The sequence below is a fragment of the Paenibacillus provencensis genome, assembly GCF_042678545.1.
Classification (GTDB): Bacteria; Bacillota; Bacilli; order Paenibacillales; family Paenibacillaceae; genus Paenibacillus; species Paenibacillus provencensis.
Genome location: NZ_JBHTKX010000001.1, coordinates 1,140,447 through 1,159,744 on the forward strand (window position 1 = coordinate 1,140,447; position 19,298 = coordinate 1,159,744).

The following is a 19,298-nucleotide window of genomic DNA, read 5'->3' on the forward strand; positions in this document are numbered from 1 at the left end:
AGGTACTTTGTCGTCTCATCAACAACACGAGTAGGGGGAGGTAACAATGGGGATTCAACAATTAGAGAAAGATTTAAGAGAAGCACTGGAACGTCAAGAGTTCCAACTGTACTATCAGCCAAAATTGGATTTGGCTTCGGGGAAAATCACAGGCGTTGAAGCATTGATCCGATGGGAGCATCCAGAACAAGGACTTCTTACTCCAACACAGTTTATTCCACTCGCAGAAGAGACTAATCTGATTTCCCCCATCGGTGAATGGGTGTTGCGAACCGCTTGTACTCAGAGCAAGGCATGGCAGGATGCAGGTGCCCCAACACTTATAATGGCAGTCAACCTCTCTGTACGTCAATTTTATCAACCTGATTTTGTGGAAAGTGTGGAAAATATTTTGCATGAGACAGGGCTTGTTCCATCGTATCTGGAGCTTGAAATTACGGAATACATGACGATGGAAATTGTCCGAATTGTTCCAATTCTAAGACAATTAAAAAATCTCGGTATAAAAATCAGTTTGGATGACTTCGGGATAGGGTATAGTTCCCTGTATAACTTCAAAGAATTGCCGATTGACATTATAAAAATTGATCAATGTTTTGTGAATAACTGCCTGGTGAACATGAAGGATGCAACGATTGTCAAGGCAATTATTGCTCTGGGGCATGAATTAAATGTGGAGGTCGTTGCTGAAGGAATCGAATCGAAAGAGCAATTGATATTTCTCCAACAAAACCTCTGCGATTTAGGGCAAGGTTATTTGTTTAGCAAACCTTTGCCGCCATCGGAATTTCTGGTGGCATTCCATCAAATAGAGAAGATTTTTAGTAGAGATGGAATACCTTCAGCATTATTCAGAGAAAAATGGTTACAAGAAGCTTTGCACAAAACAAAGCAGGAATTAGCAGTTACGTTGAGATACCAGCAAGGTATGACTTTTAAGTTGACTCGGCATGATGGAAAATTTATTCATACTTTGTGTGATGGTGAATTGTTATATCGCATGGGTCTAACACCCGAACAAGTCGTAGGAAAGGAGCCTCATGAATTCCTCCCGCTCAATGATGCTGAACGGAAGTCTCAATATTACGAAAGAGCTTGGGGTGGAGAGGAGAACGTCACTTATGAAGGTCAATACAACGGAATTTGGTATTTGGCTTCCTTACGCCCTATCCATAGAGGGAGACAAGTAGCAGAGGTAATCGGCTCGGCTGTCGATATAAGTGATCGTATCAAAAAAGAAAGGGAAGCGTCTCTTCTCACACAATACCTCGTGGAGCAAGAGTCAAAATACCGATTGATTGGGGAGAATTCACAAGACCTGATTGCCATCTTGGATACTAATGGTGTATTACAGTACGCTTCGCCATCCCACATTCGGATGTTCGGGGGGGAAGCTTCCCAATTTGAAGGAAACTACCCTTTCTCTATGGTACACCCCGATGATCTTGCACTCATCAGAGAACGTTGGGATGAAATGATATCCACCAAGACTTCGGTACGTCTTGAGTGGCGATTCGTTAAAGTGGACGAGACCTGCATTTGGCTCGAAGGCATAGGGACTCCCATTCTAACGTCCGATGGTAAGATTGATAGCATCTTAGTAACTGGTCGGGAGATTACAGAACGCAAGATACAGGAATGGAAACTCCGTGAGAGCGAACAACGGTATCGTGATATCTCTGAACGTCTCGCTGAGAGAGAAGAAAAGTATCGTTTTATTGCCGAAAATACCCAGGATTTAGTCGGTGTCGTGGATATGGAAGGTATAGTTCTATACGCCTCGCCGTCCCATGAATTGGTCTTGGGGTTTTCGTCCAGCGAATTTGAAGGAAATTCTGCTTTTTATTTCGTTCATCCTGACGATCTTGCGTATGTTAAGAAGCAATTCAATGACATGGTTACATTAAAATCAACGTTCGATTTTGAGTGGAGGTGTAAAAAAGCAGATGGCAGTTGGGTATATATCGAGACCAGGGGCACTCCTATATTTGATGAAAATCGCAAAGTAGTGCAATGCGTGTACGCGTCTCGTGATATTTCGGAACGAAAGAAGGCAGAAGAACTCCTTCTACGAACTGAAAAGCTATTGATAGTAGGTCAAATGGCTGCAGGGGTTGCACATGAGTTTAGAAATCCTCTAACCTCGATCAAGGAATTCGCCCAGCTGTTACAACAAGGTAACGAAAAACCCGAGTATATTGAATTGATTCTATCTGAGGTTGGGAGATTGGAAGCTATAGTATGGGGATTTTTAACACTTGCCAAACCCCAAGCTCCGGAAATGCAGGAAGTTGATGCGGCGGTTGTTTTACAACAGGAGGTGTTGTTATTCAGTACACACTCCATATTAAACAACATTGAAATTATTGAAGAACACGACTCGGAAGTACCACGTATTTACTGCTATGAGAATCAAATCAAGCAAGTAATTATTAACATTCTCCAGAATGCGGTTGACGCTATGCCAAACGGTGGAATCATCAAAACACAGATTCTATGCCACGATTCAGAATTTATCAAATTTCGATTTGTAGACCAAGGAAGTGGCATTTCATTGGAACGAATTAAATCCATTGGTTAACCCTTTTATAGTTCCAAAGAAAAGGGGACGGGATTAGGCCTAACGGTCAGCAACAAGATTGTCCACGTACACGGAGGGAGTATTCACATCGAAAGCACGGTCAACGAAGGAACCATTGTTGATGTGATTTTACCCATCAGATACGGACAGAGCTTGCTCCAGGAATCCCAGTTACGGTTGTATTCGTACGTCACCGATCCAAGAATGAATGGCTTGCCATTCTGATCCCTAATATTGAAGAAAAAACTCAAAATTTCACTCGAATCAGAAGCAATTTCCTCGGCCGCTTCTTGTAAAACAATCGGTGTACGCACTTTTATTGACTACAAAGTCCTGATTCTTAATGGAATTTTGTCATTCGTCGGTAACCAAAGTTGAGATGATTCATTATAGATTTCATCAATTCGATGCATGATCCTTAAAGTGGCTATTGTCTTTGCTCTACGCCAATCGGCGAGAGACTGCGTGCTCTTGCGACCCCTTTGTAGACCGAGAGGGGATTAGTAAGCATGTCGGTGACTATTGCTGAATATCACCGACATTGTCTGTCCCTAAATTTCTGTGTTGGAAGGGGTAGAGGTGCGAAAAAAGGCCGGTGTGGGTAGGGTGAGGGAATGGGGAAGATGAAGCCCGATTAGCTTGGTATAGAGCTAATCGGGCCAATTTCATGCCATTTTTTCAAGTCAAGGCTTCGGGTTACCTAAAACGATAATAACAGTGACAGTAGTGTTAGTATGACTTGGAGTCACCCACATGTGAAGAATGCAAAGAAATTAATGTTAATGTAATCGAGCATGTGAAAGGTTACATTCAAAGAAAGGTTCAAAAAAAGGGCATCCCGCAAAGGTCCGGTCGGGATGCCCTTTCTGTGTATGCCGGTGATTATTGCGGGTTGGTCGTGAGAATGCCCGCGGTTTTTAAAACGACGCGCGACGGCAGCGTGAGGGCCGCGATCGCCAGCTGCGCCACGTCCTCGGGCTGCATCATCCGCTCCTCCGGGCCGACCGGCAAGCCCGTCCTGACGGCGAGTTCCGTGTTCACGGTGCTCGGCGTCAAGGCGGCGACCCGGATGTTGGACTTGCGGACCTCATGGAAGAGGGATTCCGTCAGGCCCATCACGGCGAATTTAGACGCGCAGTAGGCTGAACCCGTCGCGAAGCCGCGTTCTCCGGCCGTGGACGCGACATTGACGATGTCGCCGGACTTGCGCTCCAGCATCGTTGGCAGCACGGCGCGTGTAACGTAGTACGTCCCCATCAGGTTGACCTGAACGATATGCTGCCACTCCTCGGGATCCATGTCCGTCACGGTACCGAACGTCGCCGTTCCCGCGTTGTTGATCAGGATGTTGACGGTGCCGAGCTCGCCGATCAAGCGGGCGACAGCCGCTTCGACCTCGCCGCGGTTGCCGACGTCGGCCATCGCGATGGCGGCGTCGACGCCGTACGTCTCCTTCAGCTCTTTCTGCGCGCGTTCCAGGTCTGGCGCGGAACGCGCCATCAGGCCCGGACGCACGCCTTCCTGCGCGAGGGCGCGGGCGACCGCGAGTCCGATCCCCTTACCCGCGCCTGTAATAATAGCCGTTTTACCTTTGAGCATGCTTGCCTTTCCCTCCTGTCCGTTATTCCAGATTCGCGTGATTGCCGTACATCTTGCCGGAGTTCTGGCGCTGCGATTCCATGATCCGAAGGATGACGGCGTCTAGTACAACCAGAAGCGTCTGCTCGAACAACGATCCCATCGGCTGCACCGTCAAATCCCTGCCGGACGCCTGGTCCTTCGGCGCTCCCGGCAGCTGGACGACGATGTCGGCCCGCGCTCCGATCGTCGACTGCGGTTGGATGGTGAGTGCGGCGACGTCCGCATCCAGCGCCTTCGCCTTTTCGGCCATGCTGATCAAGGTCTGCGTCTCGCCCGAACCGGAGCCGATCAGCAACAGGTCACCCATAGTAATACCTGGTGTTACCGTCTCGCCCACGACATGGGCTTGCAGCCCCAGATGCATCAGGCGCATCGCGAAAGCCTTCATCATGAGGCCGGAGCGTCCCGCCCCCGCCACAAATATGTGTCCGGCCCCGAGAATCGCTTCCGTCAGCCGTTCGCCGGCGTCTTCTGTGAGCAGCGATGCGGCATGCTCGAGCTCTTGCACGATATGCGCCGCATGGCGCTTGATGGACAGCGCCATCGCTTAACGCGCCGAAATCAGCCGCTTAATTTCGGCCGCCGCGGCACGCTTGTCCGCCTGGCCCGTAATGCCGCCGCCGACGATGACCAGATCCGGGGACGCCTCGATGACTTCCGGCAGCGTGGCGAGCTTGATCCCGCCTGCAATCGCCGTCTTGGCGTTCTTCACGACGTTTTTGATCACGCGAAGCTGTTCGAAGGAATTCTCGCCCTCCGCCTGTAAATCATATCCGGTATGCACGCAGATGTAATCAACGCCGAGCGCATCGACTTCGCGCGCGCGTTCCTCCAGGTTTTTCACGTTGATCATGTCGACCAGAATTTTCTTGCCGTGCTTGCGGCTTTCCTCCACCGCGCCGCGGATGGTGGAATCGTCGGTCGCGCCCAGCACCGTGATGATGTCGGCCCCGGCTTCGGAAGCCTTCATGACCTCGTAAGCGCCCGCGTCCATGATTTTTAGATCGGCCAGCACGTCCAGATTCGGGAACGCCTCCTTGATTTCCTTCACGGCGAGAAGCCCTTCGTTAATGACGACCGGAGTGCCGATCTCGACGATATCGATATATTCCTGTACTTCCTTGACGACTTCCTTGGCTTCCTGGATGTTCACCAGATCGAGTGCAAGCTGAAGTTTCATGATGAATGAGTGCCTCCTTTGAGTGTGAATATACTAAGTATGCGCTAGGCTGAACTTAATTATAAGGAGAAGGTATCAAAACTGGAAGTAGGCACAATTTTGTTATATAGTGTCTAAAAGTATACTAAGGTGTAGGAGGCGGACTGCAGCATGAGCAGAAATGAAGACAAGGTATTCAATTGCGAGAAAGAACTGACGCTCTCCATTATCGGCGGCAAGTGGAAAATGATCATCATGTGGCACCTTGGAAAAGAGGGCACCAAACGGTTCAGCGAGCTTAAATCGCTGATTCCGGACATCACGCAGCGCATGCTGACGACGCAACTGCGGGAGCTGGAAGACGACGGCATCGTGAACCGAATAGTGTATCCCGTCGTGCCGCCTAAAGTGGAATACAGTCTGACGCCCCGCGGCGAGAGCCTGATTCCCATTCTGGATCTGATGTACGAGTGGGGAAAGGACTATATCGCGGATATGGGAGAGCAGGTAACGATTCGCGGCACCGAGAGGTGAACGGCGGAAGGCGAGCTCGGTTAGTAGCAGCAATATTAGGGAGTCATTAAGAGTGGTTTTTGGGTGTTATTTTTTATCAGGCATGGAGTTAATGCTCCAAATTTTGCATACTCGGAGTGAAACACATGTCTACTGTAATTGAAAAGTTACTAAAAACTGATGAGGATATTAAAATAGATATTATTAAGGACTTTGTGTCTGATCTATGAAGGAAGTAAGTGTTCAAAAACTAGTCAATAAATACGGTAAAGATGAGTTCGTAAAAATGCAAAAAATTTAGAAATAATAACTAGGCACAACCTTCATTTAAACGAAGGTTGTGCCTTCTCTGATACTGGTTATTATCGTGGGATACGCCCGCCTTAGGCACATGTTATAGTATTTCGAGGAAGGTGGCATTTTTGGAAAGAAAGAAAAGTGCCGTTGGGTATATCCGGGTATCACGTGGTGATACGGGGAACCGTATCATCGCTAAAGGTAAAATAAAAAGGGACTTCATCAAGTCCCGGAGGCTTTCGGTATGAGGTTCGTTGAGACTGGCGAGTACTTCCGGCTCAAGAGGTGCAACACAATCCAGTGCCTGTGTTTTCACTAGGCGACTGAGTAGGATTCCAGAATCCCTTTGCATTGATTCGATGGTAAAATCGAAGTGCAGGTTGATCTGGGTGATCTGCCGCCCGACTCGCCTTGGAGAATCCTTGGTGATGCGGATGCTTTCGACCATTAGACGCAACAGTGCCTTTTGTTCATCCGCATCGATCTTCATCATTGCGTCCTGAATCAGGATTAATAGTTTTTGCAACGAATCGAAATCAACAGGCTTGTTGAATTGTTCGTCCAGTTCGGCTTCGATGGTCTCCAGCCGTTTCTGAAGCTGTTCCTGACGAGCGTGCGTTTCCTTCAGATCGTCCTTGAATATTGCAGCCAACTCGGGATCGTTCAGGATGTTGTCTTTCAGCTTCTGAAGCTTTTTGCTGTTGGTATTCAACTCGGCAACAAGGGCTTTCTTTTCATCCATGATTGGGACGTCTGCATTTGAACGCACGGCATTGATTCTATCGACTAACTTCCTCAGAATATCTGGACGCGATGCTACTGTTACAAGTTCATCAAGCACCTGCTGTTCGGCTACGTCAGCCCGCATCATATTAGAGCGGCAAACGGTCTTACCCTTGTTGTGGAACTGTCCGCAGATATAGTATCGATATGACTTGCCTCCGGCACCTTTGGAACGTGCAGGAACCATTCCGTGACCGCAAGCAGGACATCTGAGTAATCCGCTCAGAATGTATGGCTGATGGGAGCGGGACGGCTTGTAAGAACGCTTACCAAGCTTCTGATGGACGCTCTCCCAGAGCTCGAATGTAATAAGCGGATCATGTGTTCCGTCAACAAGCAGGAAGTCGGGATTCTTTCCTTTCCGTCGTTTCTCAGACCAATCTTGTAGTTGGTTGTACCGTATCTTTCCGATGTAGATTGGATTATTGAGGATCGTCTTGATCCCACAGACGTTAAAGGGCTTGTCCATCTTAGAACGATAGCCTTCTTCATTCAGGCGGCGGGTAATGGCTTTGAAGCCGAGCCCCTGATTGGCATAATCGAAGATTTTTCGGACGATGACGGCTTCGTACTCATTGATGATAAGCTCTTTGTCGATGTTGTCATACCCCAGCACCTTTCCTCCGTTAAATTTCCCCTCCTTGGCTCGTTGGGCCATTCCGGTTTTTACACGTTCAACAATATTGTTTCGTTCAAGCTCAGCAATTGAACAAAGCATCTGAAAGGCCATACGGCCAAAAGAAGTTGTAGTATCGAATTTCTCAGTTAAGCTAATCAATCCGATATTGTTCCGTTCTAGTGTGTCGCTTATTTCCAACGAATCTCTTGTTTTGCGTGCTAATCGATCAAATTTGTAAACGATGACAGCGTTAAATCTATGATGAGCGGCATCCCTTATAAGCCGTTTCATCTGAGGACGGCCTGCAATGCTTTTGCCACTCGCACCTTCATCTACATATTCATCCACAAGCTCAAGACCGTTCTGTTCGGCATACTTCCTGATCTCCGAGATTTGGGCAGCGATGCTGTAACCTTCCTTGGCTTGCTCTTCTGTACTTACACGAGCATACAGAGCCGCTTTTAGCTTACTCATTGTTTACTTCCTCCTTGTTATGGTAGTCGCTAAAGAAGCTGTCTAGATGTTCGTTCCATGATTCACGCGGGAATACAGGAAATGCATTCGGATACTTGCCCATTTCATTCAACAGAATACTGGCTTTGACTGCCGGATGTGGCTGGTTAAACAATTCCTCAGATGGTTTAAGTGACTCCAGTTCACCAATAATGCGGCCCAAGGACGCGATAAGTTGTTCCCGATCCAGTGGATGGGGGGACTGAAGGTCATGAATAAACCGCATCATTCCGTCCGTGAAAGCTTGATAAACAATAGCACCGATATAAGACAGTGAGCTTTCCTCAGAAGAGTCGGGAGCGGGTTCGGTTGGTTCCCCGATGGCTATCGACCGAAGTTCTCCTTGATAGAAATCATCCGTCAATGCATCAAAGGGGATGCCTAAATCCTGCGTAATTTTGTAGATGAGCTGGTAAGCGGGTTTTTTTGAATCCCCGCGTTCGATAGAGATGATTGTCTGGTGGCTGACACCGACACGTTCACTCATTGCCGTCGTTGTAAAGGTTTTGTTGGAGTGAAGCTTTCCGGCTTCCTTTCTGTAGAACTTTAATCGCTCTCCCAAGTCGCTCATCTTCAAATATTCAAACTCTTCGCGAGTGAGAATCCGTCTTGGCATCGAAGATCATCCTTTCTGTACAAGCAGGTTTACAGTGATTATAAACTCTGCTATGATGGTTTGCAAATATATAATTACAAATACTTAAATATAAATATTACGGAGGTTGCTATGGACTTTATCCGCGATATTGGCATTGATCTGAATGAGATTGACGATGCGTTTGAGATCGTTCACGAAAAGCGAAAGAAGGAACAAGATTTTATTGAGGGGCTTGCTCTGGCATTGAATCGCATGTTGGATCACCCATCGGAAGCAGAAGATGAATCTCTAACAACAGGTGTACAAGAATGACAACCGAGAGGGCTTAATCCCTTGCCCCGTAAGGCTTCAGACCCTCTCGATATTTGAGGTGAAACCGTATGTTTCTGTACAATAAGCAAAGGGCAGCGGAGTTGTTGAACACCGTGCCGATCATTCAAAGCATTCAATTCGCCAGCAAGGTGAAGCACTTTGACTGTCCTTACGACAAGCTGATCCTTTGTTCAGATGAGCCGCCAACACAAGCGTTCGTTGACCTGATTCGGCCCGCGAGATTCGAGACGGACGATGATGAAACCTTTTACCGATACAGGCTGGTGCATGACTTGTTCAGCGTACAGTGGATGCAGGCCAACCCGGAGGCCCCAACGACATCCATCATGTTGAATCCTTGGAAGCACCAACTCTCACCCGATGATGTACTTGCATTGATCGACTTCATTATCGGCAGTCATCTCGATGCACATGTCGCTCACAACGACGATAAGCAGGATTGGCTCCGGTTTCTTACCTCGAAGGAGATGGCGAAGCGTGTTTATGTCGGCTATCAGAAGAAGAAACCTCGGAACTATGATGATCTTGACCAGACATTTATGTTCGGCAGTAAAAAAGGCCAGCAGGTCATCATCTACGATAAGGCGAAGGAGCAAGATCGTGATGGTGAAGAGTGGATTCGCCTTGAGAAACGCAGGAAACGGCGGGATAAGCTCGCAAGACCAACTTTGTCGCGATTTCTGCTGGATGAACAGAGTGATGCTCTGAAACACGTTGTCATTGTTGATATTGACAAGTTCAGCGGTAGGGACAAGATTATGCGACGCATCAATAAGTATGGAACATTTCAGGAAGCCTACATGACATTGACCAAGGAAGAGAAGCGGAAGTTGAAACTACATGAAGCATTCAGGCATCCCCTTGTTGATGTCGGTGCTTTGTTTAAAAAGGAACTCGATCAATGGCTGTCCATGTCGCCGCACTTGTATATGATGAGCAAAATCTTCCCGGTACTCAAAGCAAGCTGGAGCGGGAAAGACATGATAACTTACAGAACGGTGCGTATTGATCCGATAAATCTGCATTATACCCGGTCTTCCTTGGAACCGTATGTGGGCAAAGAGAAATACAGGCTGCGACAAAGCTATCTTACCGACGTTTTGAGCTGACATGTTGTACAGAGGGCCGCGAGCGAAGCGAGCGGCCCAGTCTCTGCATTGCACCTGCGTGCGGTAATGAGTCGCATGAAGCCAGTCAAGGGCCGCAGGGGCGAAGCCTTTACCCTTGACTGAGCGGTGCAACAAGCCGACACTCTTGCTTGTTCTCAGCGTTAGCTGAGGAACGCCGTACGGCGAGTGACGGGATTGTAAAGGGTGGAAACCCTTTACGTCCTCCCTCAGGGAGCGGAGAGGGTGGTCTTTAATCGGCGAGCGAAGCGAGCCGTCTTTCCGGTTGCTGATGCAGGATATGAGTAGGACTTAATCCGCATACACTGCGAAAAGCAGTTCCTTCTGGTCAAGCATCAGCTCATGGCAAACATCAAGCGGCAACGGGATGGTGTAGCCTTGGCTTCTGACCTCAATGGGAGTCTTGTAAGCATAGAAGGGCAACGGCGAATGCGTTTGAAAGAACATCCTCCATCCGTTGTCGAACCGTAGATAAACTTCATTGCCGTTGATCGATACATGAACAAAGAGTTCGTCCGCAGAAAAGACAAAATGGGAAGAGAAGCAAAGGCCATTCTTGCTTACTGTGAGCCCTACAGAGGTTTGTTCATTTACTCGAAGGGTCTTTGTCCTGCCTGGCTTGTACAATCCGTCTACAACCGATAACACTCGTTCTGATAATGCGGACAGCAGATCGGGCAAGCTGCCAATCAGTTTGGCTATTGCCCGTAGAGGCATCCACAATAAATCCACATCGATGTACAATACCTTCATCTGGCGATCCGCAAACATTCCACCGCTGACTGCTCCGGGACTGTACATTTTGAACAGATACACCTTCCAACCGCTCATTTGCTCGATTATTTCACGAATGAACCTGAATTTAATCCGCAGCCCGCTGAATGGAACATCCTTCAGCATCATGATTTCAATCCGTTCATTTCGGCATTCCGATTCACATACGAGCTTCCTTGAAGCGTCCGGTAATGTTATTTGTTGCAGTACAACAACTGTCGTAATTGAAACTGCCGAATGCGGATGTAGTTCGACCTTGCTTCCATTCGTTGCAGCTGGTAACTGAAATTGTTGCTGATGGTTGTTCATGCGTATATTCCTCCAATGTGAATTTGATGGTCAAAGATACAGCGGCCAGCTATAATAGCGAGCCGTTGCGGATGGATTGCTTTAAATATCCGTTGTTTACGAAGTCATAAGACCACGTTCCTTGAGACTAATGAATTTGTCTCCGCCTACTATGATATGATCGAGCACTTCAATGCCAGTCACATCCCCGGCTTCGACCAGACGAGTCGTGAGTTGAATGTCTTCATGTGACGGTGTGCAGTCGCCGCTTGGATGGTTGTGCGAAACTACGATTGAGGCAGCCGATCGCTTGATGGCAGCTCGAAAGACTTCACGTGGATGCACGATGGCTGCGTTGAGCGAACCCTTCGAGATCGTCTCCGGTCGCCCGATGACATGGTTCTTGGTGTTCAGAAATAGAACAACGAAGTGTTCCTGTTGCAGATACCGCATCTCAGGAATCAGCAAATCGGCTGCATCCTTGGGGGAGCGAATCACATGCGTATGACTGTAAACAGGTGCATTCAATCTCCGTGCGAGTTGCAGGGCGGCGATGATTTGGCGTGCTTTCACTTTGCCGATGCCCTTGATGGCGGTTAGTTCCTGCTCCGTGACATTCATCAGATCGGTCAGCGACGGGAAACGAGTAAAAATTTGCTCCACGACATAGGAGTCCGGCTTTTCTGCAAGTGCCTCGGTAAACAGCGTTTTAATTGCCGGCATTTCATATACATTCATGTGGTTGACCTCCATAGGGAGAAGCAGCGGCGGCTCCTCCTGTTGCGTGATAGATGAATTTGAATTATGATGATGACAACGCATTTTTTCTTGATCGCTCCGTCTCTATTTGCGGGCGATTTTTTCTTTTTCTTGGGCTTCAATCTGCATTTCAATCATGACCAGCTTGACCAGTGTCTGGGCATACACCCTACCTTCCTCAGTGTCAAAGCGGGCGTTTCGATCCATCATCCGCTTGTTGCTGTCAACCAGCTTTTTCTGGCAAGCAGTTCTTGCATGTTCTCCATGTGTCACACCTCCCTTCAATGGCATGTAAAATAACCCTCCTGTCGATGCAACAGCACGGCTATCTGCAATGACCTGTATAAAATGACTTTCCTGCTCGGTTGAATCGCGACATTTGCCGTTTCCGACGAGCTTAGCCATTCATCTGAAGACCGGGGATGTCTGGACGGTGTAAGTAATCAGAACCGTGACCTGCCCATTGCGAAGTGCGACAACTGCACACTTCCCTGCATCCAGTGTCACAGAGTAGATGTATCCTTTTTGTTCGCAGAATCCGAGGTATTCTTTCTGGCTGTTACGCCTGAATGATTCATAAGTCATCTCTCCAGTCTCCTTTCTCTCGAAATGGTACATCCTCACGCCCTCGCCAGTCGTTTTCGGTAGCGTTGCAGTTGTTGAGGGAATTCGCGTTGGAAGTAGGCAACGGTCCAGCGAGCGGCGGTTTCTTCATCCACGCCATAAGTTCGACGGCAGTAGGTTGAAAGAACGCGGCCAGCCATACTGAAGTGTCCATTCATGACGAGCTGCTTTAGAACGATAGAAACGTCTTCTGGCAATCCTTTTTTTACAACCATGTAGTTTCACCCCCTTTCAAGTGGTTTAGCGGTATAAAAACAAAGCGAGCCAAGGATCACTCCCTGACTCGCTGGAAATCAATATTTATTGTTGTACAAGATTGACGATGATTCGACCGGGATAATTGAATCCCTTCACCTCTATGGAAGGGGTGGGGCATTAAACGGCTGACGGGGGTACTTCAAATATGCATGGTGGTGTCCCGGAAAAATGTATGTAGTTTTCTCCTCTATTGGGCCGTTTTATCGATATAATCCCGTTAACTTCGCCTATGTTATCCGACCAACGTTACAATTTCACGATTCTCACGATAAATAGAATATTGATTTCGTGATGTGCATGCAGCAACAGTTGATTACGCAAGAAAAACACCGTTCTTATCGCTCTGCAATGCTTCTGAAGGCGGTACTGAAGGGATAAATCAATAAAAAGCTGATTCAACACCCAATTCACGTTACATTATTGGCAATCGGCCTATATAAACCAGAGCTTCTTTAGTGAAGCGGGGCTTCTACCGATAATTACATTATTGAGAAATGAGTAGTGAGAACTAGTCCAACAGGAATTCTGGCATTGAATGCCGAACAAGTATACTATCTAACTTCGGCTGATCAAGAGGTGAGCAATGGACATCATCAATAACATCGACCGTCTGCTCGGCGATGACCTTAAACAATCGATACGAAAAGGTTCGCGGCTGTCGATCGCAGCATCCTGCTTTTCGATCTACGCCTATGAAGCATTAATGAAAGAGCTGAATCAGGTGGAAGAAGTGCGGTTTATCTTCACTTCGCCTACCTTTATTGCGGATAGCATCAAGAAAGAGAAGCGGGAGTTCTACATCCCGAAGTTGACCCGTGAGAAAAGCCTGTACGGTTCCGAGTTTGAAATCCGGCTCAAAAATGAAATGAACCTCAAAGCGATTGCGAAAGAATGCAGCGACTGGATTCGGAAGAAAGTCACCTTCAAGTCGAATCGGACTTCAGGTGCAATGCAAGGGATGTTGAATTTGCAGACATCCGATGAAGCCATCACATACATGCCAGTCGATGGCTTTACGACGGTCGATCTTGGATACGAGAAAGGCAACGCTTTATCCAAGATGGTGAACAAATTCAATGAGGTTCCGTTTACCAAAACGTATTTCGACCTGTTTAATCAAGTCTGGAACGACAAGAGCAAGCTCGAAGACGTAACAAACCAGGTGGCCGAGCACATTTCATCCGTTTATAAAGAGAACTCGCCGGAGTTCATCTACTACGTTATTCTCTACAATATCTTCAACGAGTTCTTGTCAGATATTACGGAAGATATACTTCCGAACGAAGCGACAGGCTTCAAAGAAACGGAAATCTGGAAGCGGCTTTATCACTTTCAGAAAGATGCGGTGCTCGGTGCCATTAACAAACTTGAGAAATACAATGGCTGCATCCTTGCAGACAGCGTCGGGCTGGGGAAAACATTCACTGCTCTTGGCATTATTAAGTATTACGAACTTCGCAACAAGTCGGTCTTGCTGCTATGTCCGAAGAAACTTGGCGATAACTGGCTCACGTACAAACAGAACGTGACCAACAACATTTTGTACGCCGACCGTCTGCGATATGACGTGCTTTACCATACGGACATTTCTCGTGAGAGAGGCAAGTCCAATGATATTCCGCTCGACAGATTGAACTGGGGCAACTATGATCTGCTCGTCATTGACGAATCGCACAACTTCCGCAATAACGAAGCGAAGAAGGACAAAGAGACCCGATATCAGAAGTTGATGCGGAAAGTGCTCAAGAGCGGTGTAAAGACGAAAGTACTGATGTTGTCGGCAACTCCAGTGAATAACAAATTCATGGATCTTCGTAATCAGCTTGCTCTGGCGTATGAGGGAAATCCCGAAGAGATCAACAACAAGCTGGGCACGGAGCGGGGCATCAACGACATATTCAAACGGGCTCAGTCTGCCTTCAATCAGTGGTCTAAGCTGGATGCTACTGAACGGACGACGGAGACGCTTCTGGGTATGCTTGACTTTGATTTTTTCGAGCTGTTGGACAGTCTGACCATCGCTCGCTCCCGCAAGCACATTCAGAAGTATTACAAAGCAGAGGAGATCGGCGAATTTCCTAAGCGATTGCCGCCTTTATCCAAGTTCTGCAATCTGACAGACAGGACGGATGTCATCGGCTATAATGATATTTTTATGGAGTTGTCCAGAATCAACCTCGGCATTTATGCCCCGTTCAAGTACATTCAACCGAGTCGCTTGCGACTGTATGAAGAAATGTACGATACGAGTGTAAAGGGCGGAAGCGGGAGCTTCAAGCAACTGGACCGGGAAGGCAGTCTGCAGCTCCTGATGCGGATCAATTTGCTCAAACGGTTAGAGAGTTCCGTGGAATCTTTCCGGTTGACGCTGTCCAAGATTATATCCAAGCTCGGCCAGACATTGGAGAGAATTGAGGCTTATCAGCGAAGCGGGAAATCTGATGCGGTTGGATACACCGAAATTGAAGATGCCAGTCTCGATGATGACGATTGGTTGGATGATGACTTTACCATCGGGGATACCATCAAGATCAATCTATCCGATATGGATGTGCTTCGATGGAAAGAAGATTTGATGAGCGATCACCAAATTCTATCTGCTCTTCACGAAGAGATGCGGAAGGTATCGCCCGAACATGACGAAAAACTGAATGCCTTGAAACAAGTCATCGATGATAAAATCAGACAGCCAATCAATCCGGGCAATCGTAAAGTGATCATCTTTAGTGCATTTACGGATACCGCGGCGTATTTGTACAACCATCTATCTGCATACATGAAGTCGAAATACAACATCGATACCGCCAAAATTGTCGGCAGCGATGAGAACAAGAATACCGCCGGACTTCGGAATGATATCAGTACATTGCTTACCTGCTTCTCGCCGCGATCCAAGGAGAAGAAGCTGACCATGCCAGATGTGGATGGAGAAATCGATTTGCTCATTGCGTCCGATTGCATCTCCGAGGGGCAAAACTTGCAGGATTGCGATTTTCTCATCAATTATGATATTCACTGGAATCCGGTACGAATCATCCAGCGGTTTGGACGAGTTGATCGAATCGGCTCCCAAAACAAATCCATTCAGCTCGTGAACTTCTGGCCCAACATGACGCTGGACGAGTACATTCAATTGAAAGAACGAGTCGAGAATCGCATGGTCATCATGGATATGACAGCAACTGGCGACGACAATGTTCTGTTTAATCAGTCCAGCGATCTGGAATACCGGAAACAGCAGCTTAATCGCTTGCAGAAAGAAGTCGTCGATCTGGATGACATGAATACCGGAGTATCTATAACGGATTTAGGTCTTAATGATTTCCGAATGGATTTGGTGAACTACGTCAAAGAGAATGGCGAACTGGATACCGTTCCAAGCGGACTGCATGCAGTTGTTTCTGCTGATGAAGAGGAGGGAGTGCAGCCAGGTGTCATATTCGTTCTTCGCAATGTGAATGAAGAACTGAACCCGGACAAGCAGAATCGCTTGCATCCCTTCTATCTGGTTTACTTGAGTGACGATGGCGAAGTCGTCACCAATCATATGGATGTCAAGAAGACACTCGACGTTCTGCGTGCCCTGTGCAGAGGACAATCTGAACCTGTCTTGGAGGCATGTCGCAGCTTCAATCAAGAGACGAAAGACGGCAGGAAGATGGATGCTTACTCCATGCTGTTGGAGGAAGCGATCCGCTCTATTGTACAGGTGAAGGAAGAAGGCGATCTGGATAGCTTGTTCAGTTCGGGCGGCACAACGGCTTTAATCGATTCCGTCAAAGGTCTTGAAGATTTTGAACTTATAACCTTTGTTGTCATCCGGCAGGTGAGTGAATGATGTTCAAGCTACCATCAAGCACACTTGTGAACCGCAAAATACCGAAAAATAAGTTCTATGAGAAGCTTCACGCCAATCAACATCTAAAGGAACTGTTTACCGAGCAAGTCGAGTCGATCATCTGGAAGCACAAACTATCCAAAGAGACGATTCGCCTCGAACCGAAAGATGACATTGAGGAAGTTCAGGTGTTTGAGGTTCACTTGAAAGAGCGAACCTACTCACTTGATTTGTTGCGGAGCATCGACAAGGCGATCCCTTACCCCATACTGCACGTCATTGTATACGAAGATCAGGCAAAACTCGCAATCGCCTACAAGGAGCGGAATCAGACCGATGATAACCGCTCCGTTGTACGTTCGTATCACGAATCGGAATGGCAGCCTGTAGAAGAATTGAAGCTGGACATCATTCAAGGACTTGATTTAAAGGCCGTATACGAGAACATCATCCGTCAACTGCTGCCGATTAGCTCGAAGCCGGAAATGGAGCTTGCAGCCGTTCTAGAGCGACAAGCAAGCATAGATAAACTGAGGCTTGAATGCCAACGGCTGGAGTCCAAGATTCGCGGCGAAAAGCAGTTCAATCGTAAGGTTGAATTGAATATGGAACTGCAACGTAAACGCAAAGAATTAAATCAAATTCTCGATTAACTGGAGGTCGAACCAAAACATGAACCATCTGACGATGAAATCAACCGATCTGACTCAGGTCAATATCGGCAAGATTGCGGAACTGTTTCCTAACGTAATTACAGAAGCAAGGGATGAACAAGGAAAGATCAAACGTGCGGTGGATTTTGATTTGTTGAAGCAAGAACTATCCGATATTCTCGTTGAAGGAGAGAAAGAGCGATATCAGTTGACGTGGCCGGGGAAAAAGGAAGCTATTCTTCATGCCAATACTTCAATTGATAAAACACTTCGTCCAATAATAAGGGAAAGTAAGGATTGGGATAAAACTCAAAATATCTACATCGAAGGTGACAATCTTGAAGTATTGAAACTGTTGCAAGAATCATACTTGAGCAAGATAAAACTTATATATATAGACCCGCCATATAATACAGGTAAAGACTTCGTTTATAAAGATGATTTCAAAACCTCGTCCGATGAATATTTAGAGGAATCTGGTCAGATTGATGTTGAAGGTAACCGGCTCTTTCAGAATACAGAGTCAAACGGTCGATTTCATAGTGACTGGTTAACGATGATGTATTCAAGATTAAAACTAGCAAGAAATTTATTGAGTGAGGATGGCGTTATTTTCATTAGTATTGATGATAATGAACTCGATCATTTAAGAATGATCTGCGACAATGTCTTTTTGGGGAATTTTGTAGCACAAATAACTACATTATGTAATCCTAAGGGCAGATCCCAGGATAAATATTTTGCAACCAACCATGAATATATATTAGTGTATTCAAAGTCCCCACTACCGAAGGGGTATTTCGCAATAGAGAAAGATCAAGATCAAATAGAAGCCGAATACCCTGAACTAGATGAACTTGGAAGATACAGAACTTTAGAATTAAGAAATACTCATAGAGAGTTCGGAAAACATAATCGAAAAAATCTCTTCTATCCGTTTTATGTAAACCCTGTTACTTCTGAAGTTTCGTTAGATGAAATTGATGGATATGTCACAGTTGAGCCGATATGGGACGATGGATTTGAAGGTTGCTGGACATGGGATAGAAATAAAGCGTCCAATGATATTCATCTTCTGGTTGCAAAACAAAATCCCAGTGGTTTATGGAAAATATACCGTAAAAGCTACGCAGAAGGTGCTACAAAGATGCTTAAAACAATTTTCAATGATAAACTATTCTACACAGAAAAGGGTCAAGCCGCCTTCTCCTCTTTGTTTAATGAAAAGGCAAAGTTATTCCAGTCTCCTAAATCTGTAGAGTTAATTAAAACATTAATTAATACTGTTACAACCTCGAATGACATTATCCTGGATTTCTTCTCCGGCTCAGCTACAACTGCTCACGCAGTAATGGAGTTGAATGCAGAAGATTTGAAAAATCGCAAGTATATCATGGTACAAATACCAGCTCTGACAGAAGAAGATTCTGATGCTTACAAAGCAGGATATAAAACAATTTGTGAAATTGGAAAAGAACGCATCCGACGTGCGGCTAAGAAAATTAATGAAGAAACAAATGCGGAAATCGACTACGGATTCCGGGTATACCGATTGGACTCCAGCAACATGAAAGATGTCTACTACACACCGGACAAGCTTGGCCAATTAAATCTGGAGGATGTATCGTCTAACATTAAAGAAGACCGAACTGGTGAGGATTTACTTATCCAAGTCATGTTGGAGTGCGGACTGGATCTTTCATTGCCTATGGAGTCCAAAGAAATCGAAGGTAAAACCGTCCACTACGTTGCAGGTAACTCTTTGATTGCTTGCTTTGATGACTTGGTACCGGGGTCTGTCATTAAGAAGATTGCAGAGGTTCAACCGCTTCGCGTCGTATTTCGTGATAGTTCTTTCCAGGATGACTCTGCTCGTATCAATGTCGAAGAATTGTTCAAGCTGCTCTCTCCGAGCACTGAAATTCAAGTGCTATAAGGAA

The 19,298-nt window shown here is 46.6% G+C and carries 17 protein-coding genes and 1 pseudogene; 8 read left to right on the forward strand and 10 right to left on the reverse strand.

The features are described 5' to 3' along the window. The first annotated feature begins 46 nt into the window (after nt 1-46). Together ACFQ3J_RS05430 and ACFQ3J_RS27075 are read left to right on the forward strand one after the other, a co-directional pair. Entirely contained in the window at nt 47-2,581 is a 2,535-nt protein-coding gene (locus ACFQ3J_RS05430; RefSeq protein ID WP_248551627.1) for an EAL domain-containing protein, read from the forward strand. Between the two features lie 15 nt (nt 2,582-2,596). Then, nucleotides 2,597-2,707 (forward strand): annotated as a pseudogene (locus ACFQ3J_RS27075) (ATP-binding protein); the annotation flags it as partial. A gap of 756 nt (nt 2,708-3,463) precedes the next feature. On the opposite strand, the gene ACFQ3J_RS05440 reads toward ACFQ3J_RS27075, so the two are convergent. The 3 genes from ACFQ3J_RS05440 to hxlA are packed head-to-tail and all read right to left on the reverse strand — an operon-like array spanning nt 3,464 to nt 5,402. Beyond that, nucleotides 3,464-4,180 (reverse strand): 3-ketoacyl-ACP reductase, encoded by a 717-nt coding sequence (locus tag ACFQ3J_RS05440; protein WP_169284744.1) that lies wholly within the window; start codon nt 4,178-4,180, stop codon nt 3,464-3,466. A gap of 22 nt (nt 4,181-4,202) precedes the next feature. Continuing rightward, a complete protein-coding gene (gene hxlB / locus ACFQ3J_RS05445; RefSeq protein WP_372490926.1) occupies nt 4,203-4,760 on the reverse strand; it encodes a 6-phospho-3-hexuloisomerase in 558 nt (185 codons plus the stop codon). A gap of 9 nt (nt 4,761-4,769) precedes the next feature. Continuing rightward, a complete protein-coding gene (hxlA, locus tag ACFQ3J_RS05450) occupies nt 4,770-5,402 on the reverse strand; it encodes a 3-hexulose-6-phosphate synthase (protein WP_169284742.1) in 633 nt (210 codons plus the stop codon). 150 nt (nt 5,403-5,552) lie between these two features. Between hxlA and ACFQ3J_RS05455 the strand changes: the two genes are divergently transcribed. Further along, a complete protein-coding gene (locus ACFQ3J_RS05455; RefSeq protein WP_169284741.1) occupies nt 5,553-5,915 on the forward strand; it encodes a winged helix-turn-helix transcriptional regulator in 363 nt (120 codons plus the stop codon). Nucleotides 5,916-6,288: 373 nt separating this feature from the next. Here the strand turns inward: ACFQ3J_RS05455 and ACFQ3J_RS05460 are convergent, their stop codons facing one another. Together ACFQ3J_RS05460 and ACFQ3J_RS05465 are read right to left on the reverse strand one after the other, a co-directional pair. Then, complete coding sequence (locus tag ACFQ3J_RS05460; RefSeq protein ID WP_379292303.1) at nt 6,289-8,067, reverse strand: recombinase family protein; 1,779 nt, start codon at nt 8,065-8,067, stop codon at nt 6,289-6,291. After that, nucleotides 8,060-8,722, reverse strand: a complete 663-nt coding sequence (locus ACFQ3J_RS05465; protein WP_379292305.1) for a helix-turn-helix transcriptional regulator — start codon at nt 8,720-8,722, stop codon at nt 8,060-8,062. Before ACFQ3J_RS05465 ends, ACFQ3J_RS05460 begins: the two co-directional genes overlap by 8 nt. Nucleotides 8,723-8,833: 111 nt before the next feature. Between ACFQ3J_RS05465 and ACFQ3J_RS05470 the strand changes: the two genes are divergently transcribed. Then, nucleotides 8,834-9,016 (forward strand): hypothetical protein, encoded by a 183-nt coding sequence (locus ACFQ3J_RS05470; protein WP_379292306.1) that lies wholly within the window; start codon nt 8,834-8,836, stop codon nt 9,014-9,016. Nucleotides 9,017-9,084: 68 nt separating this feature from the next. Next, entirely contained in the window at nt 9,085-10,146 is a 1,062-nt protein-coding gene (locus ACFQ3J_RS05475) for a hypothetical protein (RefSeq protein WP_379292308.1), read from the forward strand. A gap of 309 nt (nt 10,147-10,455) precedes the next feature. On the opposite strand, the gene ACFQ3J_RS05480 is transcribed toward ACFQ3J_RS05475, so the two are convergent. From ACFQ3J_RS05480 to ACFQ3J_RS05500, 5 genes are all read right to left on the reverse strand, one after another. Then, a complete protein-coding gene (locus ACFQ3J_RS05480; protein ID WP_379292310.1) occupies nt 10,456-11,247 on the reverse strand; it encodes a hypothetical protein in 792 nt (263 codons plus the stop codon). A 96-nt stretch (nt 11,248-11,343) separates the two neighbouring features. Then, the gene (radC, locus tag ACFQ3J_RS05485) at nt 11,344-12,048 is read right to left on the reverse strand and encodes a RadC family protein (protein WP_379292312.1); all 705 of its coding nucleotides are present in this window, start codon (nt 12,046-12,048) and stop codon (nt 11,344-11,346) included. Between the two features lie 21 nt (nt 12,049-12,069). Then, nucleotides 12,070-12,276 (reverse strand): hypothetical protein, encoded by a 207-nt coding sequence (locus tag ACFQ3J_RS05490; protein WP_379292315.1) that lies wholly within the window; start codon nt 12,274-12,276, stop codon nt 12,070-12,072. A gap of 114 nt (nt 12,277-12,390) precedes the next feature. Further along, the gene (locus tag ACFQ3J_RS05495; RefSeq protein ID WP_379292317.1) at nt 12,391-12,570 is read right to left on the reverse strand and encodes a hypothetical protein; all 180 of its coding nucleotides are present in this window, start codon (nt 12,568-12,570) and stop codon (nt 12,391-12,393) included. A gap of 35 nt (nt 12,571-12,605) precedes the next feature. Further along, nucleotides 12,606-12,824: a hypothetical protein gene (locus ACFQ3J_RS05500; protein WP_379292319.1), complete on the reverse strand. Its 219-nt coding sequence runs from the start codon at nt 12,822-12,824 to the stop codon at nt 12,606-12,608. A gap of 626 nt (nt 12,825-13,450) precedes the next feature. On the opposite strand from ACFQ3J_RS05500, the gene ACFQ3J_RS05505 reads away from it, so the two are divergent. From ACFQ3J_RS05505 to ACFQ3J_RS05515, 3 genes are read left to right on the forward strand one after another with little or no spacing between them, the layout of a single operon-like run. After that, a complete protein-coding gene (locus ACFQ3J_RS05505) occupies nt 13,451-16,705 on the forward strand; it encodes a helicase-related protein (RefSeq protein ID WP_379292321.1) in 3,255 nt (1,084 codons plus the stop codon). Further along, nucleotides 16,702-17,358: a DUF4391 domain-containing protein gene (locus ACFQ3J_RS05510; protein ID WP_379292323.1), complete on the forward strand. Its 657-nt coding sequence runs from the start codon at nt 16,702-16,704 to the stop codon at nt 17,356-17,358. The genes ACFQ3J_RS05505 and ACFQ3J_RS05510 overlap by 4 nt, the downstream gene beginning before the upstream one ends. A 19-nt stretch (nt 17,359-17,377) precedes the next feature. Then, nucleotides 17,378-19,294 (forward strand): site-specific DNA-methyltransferase, encoded by a 1,917-nt coding sequence (locus ACFQ3J_RS05515; protein ID WP_379292325.1) that lies wholly within the window; start codon nt 17,378-17,380, stop codon nt 19,292-19,294. The last annotated feature ends 4 nt before the right edge of the window (nt 19,295-19,298 follow it).